The sequence below is a fragment of the Pseudomonas sp. SBT1-2 genome, assembly GCF_028640875.1.
In the GTDB taxonomy this organism is placed as follows: Bacteria; Pseudomonadota; Gammaproteobacteria; order Pseudomonadales; family Pseudomonadaceae; genus Aquipseudomonas; species Aquipseudomonas chlororaphis_I.
Window position 1 is genome coordinate 93,808 of sequence record NZ_JAQZAA010000116.1, and the last position, 6,440, is coordinate 100,247.

General features: G+C 59.9%; 3 protein-coding genes. All 3 read right to left on the minus strand.

The features are described 5' to 3' along the window. Positions 1-242: 242 nt before the first annotated feature. A complete protein-coding gene (locus PVZ78_RS30410) occupies positions 243-3,437 on the minus strand; it encodes a T6SS effector BTH_I2691 family protein (protein ID WP_273829750.1) in 3,195 nt (1,064 codons plus the stop codon). Then, entirely contained in the window at positions 3,434-4,378 is a 945-nt protein-coding gene (locus PVZ78_RS30415) for a hypothetical protein (protein ID WP_273829751.1), read from the minus strand. Before PVZ78_RS30415 ends, PVZ78_RS30410 begins: the two co-directional genes overlap by 4 nt. Further along, positions 4,375-6,440: type VI secretion system Vgr family protein (locus PVZ78_RS30420; RefSeq protein ID WP_337960410.1), on the minus strand; the 2,066-nt coding region annotated here is incomplete at its 5' end. The genes PVZ78_RS30415 and PVZ78_RS30420, both read right to left, overlap by 4 nt.

Sequence of the window (6,440 nt, forward strand, 5' to 3'; positions counted from 1 at the left end):
GAAACCGGCCCAATATTTGATGCTATTAGCCAAGTAAGCAAAAGCAGCCCCATGCAGAGCAGTACCCCTCGTGCGCGAAACGCCGCACGAGATATCTCCAAATAATGGGAGTCGAGGTGGTTTGGCGCATTCCCCCAAACGGCCGGAGGGACAGTTGGGGCTGAACTGGGGGATGGAAGATCTTCTTGCCAACCAAGGCAGGGCGGATTGAGTTTAGGACCGGTCAATTTCATTTATCCTTTTTAAGAGTCTAGCTTGTCATCCATGACGACCAGACGAGCAACCCCTGATTCATCATTCTTGTCGGGCCAGTAAGAGACCTCTAACGTAGTGGCGTGGATGCTATGATTCATGTTCAAAGCAATGGCTCCACCAATTTCAAGTACTTGTGATTTCGTATCTTGATTGAGTATTGGGGCAGTTGTTTTCGGGTTGTAATCCAATTTCTGCGAGGAGGTTGGAGGCATCAATGGGCCGATGGTACCGCCGGTATGTCCTTGCGCAATAGTCGCCCCATTGTCGTTGCCGGAGCGATATACCTTCAACTCCCACTGATACCGTGACGCGTTCGCTTTGTAGCCCGGCAAGCTGATTTTGTAATCCAGATATATTCCTGCTGGAATCGACATGCCGTCGCTGAACATGACTCCACTGTCTCCAGCCGCCTGCAAATCACTTGCCCTTTGGAACCGAACATCTATCTCTGCCTCAGCTGTCATGCCGAGCACCGCAGCATTGAGTGCGCCTATGGCGGTATCCATGTCCTCTGGGTATTTCCATCGACGATACTTTCCGGGAAGCCCCCAAGTTGAATGTCGTGCCCATAGCTCCAGTGGTTGCGACTCAAGCTGCTTTGCCCATACTGCAAAAGCGTATGCAGAAAGTCCAAGCGCTATCGCAATTCCGACGGGACCAAGCAGAGTCGCTTCTAATGCGAATGCACCTATAGCACCAGCTACGGCGGAGCCTATGGCCAAGCTGCCAGCAACTCTGTAAATCATCGCGGCTTCGTCATCCCCTTGGGATGAGGTCCTCAACGATGCAAGCGCGTACTGGGTGCCGTCCATCACTCCGGCGATTGCCGCAATAGCGCCGCCGTACTGCGCAATACGTGCTCCCAACATGACCGTCTGCATCTGTCCCGCTACTCGCACCGAGACGGTCAATCCTGGTCGCAGTATCCGAGTGCCCACGCCGACAATCTCTACGCCCACCCCCATCACTCCGATGGACGAGGACCAAACGGCGGCCAGAGCCTCGGGATTGCCGCTGCCTGGCGTCTTGAGAAAGGTCTCGTAGTTCTTGCGCAGGCTGTCTTGCTGGAACCAGAGGCTGCCCAGGCCCAGGAGGAGGTCTGCGCCCGCAGGCGCCGCAGAGATGGCGGCTGTGCGCATCTGGCGCATCGCGCCCTTGGCCAGCGTGCGGGCGTTGTCCGCGCTGACGGTCAGGTTGTGCGCCAACTTGGCGGCTCCGCTCTGGAGTGTCGCGGCGCCAATGCTGACGGTGCGCAGAGCCTCGGTGACGCCGGTACTGGCATTGGTGCGTAGTTTTTCGAGTTTCTTCTGAAATGATTCGGCGCTATCCAGCGACCAGAACATGACATCGACCATTTTCCCGTGGTTGCTGGACACGGCAATGGTGATAGCCCCGCTCAGCACCATGGCGCGAATCTTTCGCTCTGCGGGCTTGCGGAATTTCTGGTCGAGCTGGGTGATGAACTGGTCGGTGCGCTCCTGGAGCACTTCATTGAGCATCGATAGGTACTCGCCCAGCTTCAGGGAGACGACAATCTGGGTCACGCTCTGGCCGGCATAGCGCAGGAAGGCCGCGCTGTGGACATGGCCCACCAGCGCCTGCGTCTGTATCGACAGGTGTTGCATGAGAGCGTTGCTGGCATTGGCGGTAGCCGCAAGCATCTGGCCGATGGCTTCCTTTACCGGCGTCACCATCAACTGTTTGCCTTCATCGGTGGCGATGACGCTCTTGATGGTGTCGTAGACCTTGCCCAGATCATCGCCGGCCAACGCCGTTTGCAGTTGGTCGAGGAGCCTCTGGTCCTTGGCTAGGAGGGCCTGGTAGAGCAGACTTTTGCGGTTCTCCAACTGAGTCTTCCAGAGGTGCTGAGTTGCGCCCAGTTTCTTCTGGTCCTTTTCGATGAGGTCGGTCGGCCCCCCGAACAAGCACAGCCCCATCATTCGGATGAAGCCTGCCACGGAGCGTATGGAGGTCGCGCTGTAGTCGTGCTGGGCAGCCAGTTGAAACGGAGCGGCCTGGTATTCGTAGGCGTATAGCTCACCCGTGCTGTCGATAATCTTCTGCCAGACCTTGAGCTCCTTCAGATACGCGGCCTCGAATTTCGCGCGCGCCGCTTCGTCGTAGCGTTCTTCAAGCCGCTTACGGGCTTCGGCCTTCTTGGACTTGGTGCGGCGTTTGGTGTCCGCCTCGATATCAAGAGGCGGCATCGTGGCCTTTTCCGCAATGGGCGTTTTGTTCCATCGTTTCCGGCGTTCGTCTTCTGCCTTGGATTCCTGGGCCGCCTCTGCGGCAGCCCAGCCATCTTGTAGCTCCTTGATGCCAAGCAAGGCCTGCGATGTGAAGAGCTCGAAACGCCTCTGCGGTTCGGAGCGCCACTCCTGCATGGACCGGAACCAGTTCACGCGCTGGGCGTTGCATTCCTGCACCATGCCAATCGGGTCTGGCAGCACCAGAGCCAGCACACCTCCAGGTAGCTTTTCGCGCTGAATCAAGGTGCGGACATGGCCTATCAAAGCGCCCAGGCGGTGATTGCGGCTGTAGAAACCATGCACGCTGTTGAAGTCTCCTGGCGTGGCTTCCGCATACTCCAGCACCTGGTGCATCTGAAGGTTGCTTTCAGTCATGGCGATACCCACGCTGGCAGGATTGTCGCGAGCAGCCTTCAAATCGAGCTTGTGGAATCTACCATCCAAGGCCGTGCCGTCGTCCGCCTTGCCTCGTAAGTACTGGTCCAGCACCTTCTTGGGCCAAGGGTCGTTGGCGATGGCAATCCAGGCAGTCGAGTACTTGTTCGCGTCGACGTTGATGAACGACGCGGTGACGTCATGGTTCTGCTTGACGCATGCCTCGCTCAGCGGTTGTGGTTCTTCGCGTGGCGTCTGGTATGGCCTGAACTGGCGCAGCGCGCCTTCGGGCGTGATCTGGTAGGCCTGCCATTCCTTCTTGTCGAGCAGGACGTACAGGTAACCTTGGCGCAACGTCCGTGGCTGGTCCAGGCGCATCGGGATGGACTTGAGCTCGGTGGTGCTCGAGTTCCGCATCCGAGTGTTACCTGGTTGCGGCGCATAGACGGCGCGCAGGGGCAGGATGGGCAGGCCGGTACGCTGGCAGGCGTTGCAGGCTCCAGTAAGGTTCGGTGCGGCTTGGTTGATGGTCTGGCCAAGTGCCGTGCTGGTGCTCATGAATAGTTCTCTGCTCGGGGCAAGGACGCGACAATGCGCTTCCAAGCCTCGTCGTTGTAGGTCTCGAAGCGGTCCTGCAGTGGCTGAATACCATTCGCAGCGTCGACAATGTCGTTCTGTATTTCAGGGTGTTTAGGCAAGTGCGGGTGGATGAAAACCCGATGCAGGCAGAGGGCGATGATGTCGCGGCTATTCTTAAGTCCGTGTTGTTGGGCGTCGCGCACAAGTCGAAAGGCATGGATACCCGCCTGCGGGGGGAGGAGGCTGCCGCCATTCCAGCGCCATGGTGCAAACGCAAGACGCCGTCGCTGCGCGAGACGCCAAACGCCCAGGAAGTCGCTTACTAACTGCGCCGCATGTTGTGTATGGCGGACTAGGTCGGCGTGTTCCGTATTGGCTGGCCCGGATGTACCCCGCAGTATGGAAAAGCTGCCCCAGCTTGTTGGGAACAGCCATGCATTGATTGGGGTGAGTACCCCTCCGACTTGACGTCCCATCGCCGCAGCCAGCAGTTCTAGGCGTATGGGTTCGAACCATGGAGTCATGGCTTTCCCAATCTCGGACGAAGTGAGGTGGCACTGCTCTGCCAAGTGTTGCGCGACTACCCCCAATGGTTCTGGGCTGAGAAGCCAACCGCAGACATATCTCTTGTTGTATGCGAGATCTTCCTTTGCATAGTGGGCGCTGAGCTCAAGGAGCTGCGAAGAAGCCATTGCTCCTGGTGCGGCAAGTTTGACCAGGGCGGGACAGGCGGTTGGAGTATGGGCCAGGTCTGGTCGCAGGACACGCTCGAGCGACGCATCTCCCAGCTCGCCAATCATTGACGGGATGCTGAGTGGACTGGCTGGATCGCATTCCGCCAAAGCATCAACCAGTAGGTAGACGTAGTCGTGTGGCTCTCGGTGCTGTGCCGCGAAAGTCATGACAGGTTCTGCACTCATCGATTTCGCTCCACGCAGTCAGCCTCGAGTCCTTCGAGCACCAAACTGGATAGGGAAAGACTGTTGCTTCCTCCGCCACCAGACTTAGTCATAGGGCCCTTCATCAAAATGGAGATGCCATCGAGCGTGATACCGGTAGCATCAATACGGACGGTTCCACCCGGCCCCTTGATGGAAAGACTCTTCGCTGCCTGGATTTCATAGACCTTGGTACGGTGCCGAATGGCTTGGCCGGCCTGCAGTTCCGAGTGCCCCTCCACGGTCTGCTCCTGGTGCCCGCCGATGCTCACCCAGTGGTTGGCGCCGGTCTTGTCGCGGCGGTGGTTGCCCACCTCTTCGGTGCGGTCTTTGCCGGTGCGAATGGTGTGGTTGCGGCCGATGGTCAGGAAGTCGTCTTGGCCAATGTCGTGGCGCCGGTCTTGACCGACGGTGACCTGCTCATCGTTGCCCACCGTTTCTTTGCGGTCATGGCCGATGGAGATCGTCTCGTCGTGTTCGACTTGCTCGCTGCGGTCGTGGCCCACGAAGGTGGTTTCGTCATGGTTGACGTGGATGTTCTGGTCTTTCTGGGCGTGGAGGTAAACCTCCTCCTGGTCCTTCTCGTCCTCGAAGCGCAGCTCGTTGTAGCCTTCGCCCTTGTGGGTCTTGCTCTTGATGGTCATCCGCGTCTTGTGCCGCGGCAGCTCGTAGGGCGGCAACTGCAGGCGGTTGTAGACCCGGCCGATGGCGATCGGCTGGTCGCAATCGCCTTCCAGGTAGTGAATGATCAGCTCCTGGCCTATCCGCGGGATGGCCATATGGCCCCAGGTGGCGCCGGCGATGTCCTGCGCCACGCGGATCCAGCAGGAGCTGTACGCATCGTGCTTGCCCTGGCGGTCCCAGGGAAACTGGACCTTCACCCGGGCGTACTCGTCGGTGTAGATTTCTTCGTTCGGAGGGCCGACGACCACAGCGTTCTGCGGGCCGTCGATGCGTGGCTTGGGCAACGGCTCGGCGCGCCACTCAGCGTCGTCCGGCACCAGCTCGGCCTCGTAGTGGTAATGGGTCCCCAGCTGCGCCTCGGCGCTTTCTTCAGCCTGGCTGGTGTGCTGTTTACCGCGGTGGACGATGCTCACCGGGCGCCAGCCGCGGTTCATGTCCTCGCGCGGATGGCCGGCCAGGGTGAAGGAAATTCCCGGCTGCAGGCGCGGGTCGTCGCCTTCGACCAAGGCGATGCGCACATCGCGCCGGTGGCCGCGTAGGCGGTTCTCCACGAAGGGCTTGCCGACTTCGTCAAACTTGGCCCGGGCCGGGTAGTCGTAGCGCTCGTAGCGGCGGCCCTGGTGATCCAGGTCCTGGCCATCCCGGCTGTGCTGGTGGGTGTAGCGGGGGTGCTTGAAGGTGTAGTCGCGCTGGGTCTGGCGTGCGGTACGCACGTTCTCGGTGTAGGCAAAGCGGCGCAACGCCGGCTGCGGCTGGTCGCCACCGGGCGCAGGGTTGTACTGCACTGGCTCATCGCCCACCCGGCCATGGATGAACAGGCGGTCGCTATGCACCATCTGGTGCCCCTCGGCACTGTGGCGGAAGGAGTAGAAAAAGCCTTCCTCGCGCATGATGCGCTCGATGAAGTGGTAGTCGGTGTCGCCGGCCTGCACGCAGTACTCGCGGACCTGGTGCTCGGTGGTCACGCGCTGTTCGTAGTCCTGGGTAAGTCCGTGGGCCTTGAGCACCGCTTCGGCGATCTGCGGGACACTCAGGGTCTGGAAGATCCGCCAGTCGGAACTGAGCTTCAGGCGCGCCAGGCGCGGTTCGATCACAGCTGAATAGCGGGTGCGTCGAAACCCGGTCTCGCCCTGGACGAAGGAAGACACGGCACCGTGTACATATCGCACCGGCTGCTGGCCGTGCCAGAGGGTCAGACGAGCGGGGCGATCCAGCACCTGCCCAAAGTCGATTTGGGGGTTGGTGCAGGTCAACTCCACCGCGAGGTGAAAGGTCTCGCAGAGGGCTTCGTGAAGTTCGAACTCGACGACCTCGAAGACATCGCGCACCTCGCCGCCGATGAGGTCGAAGGTGAAGCGCA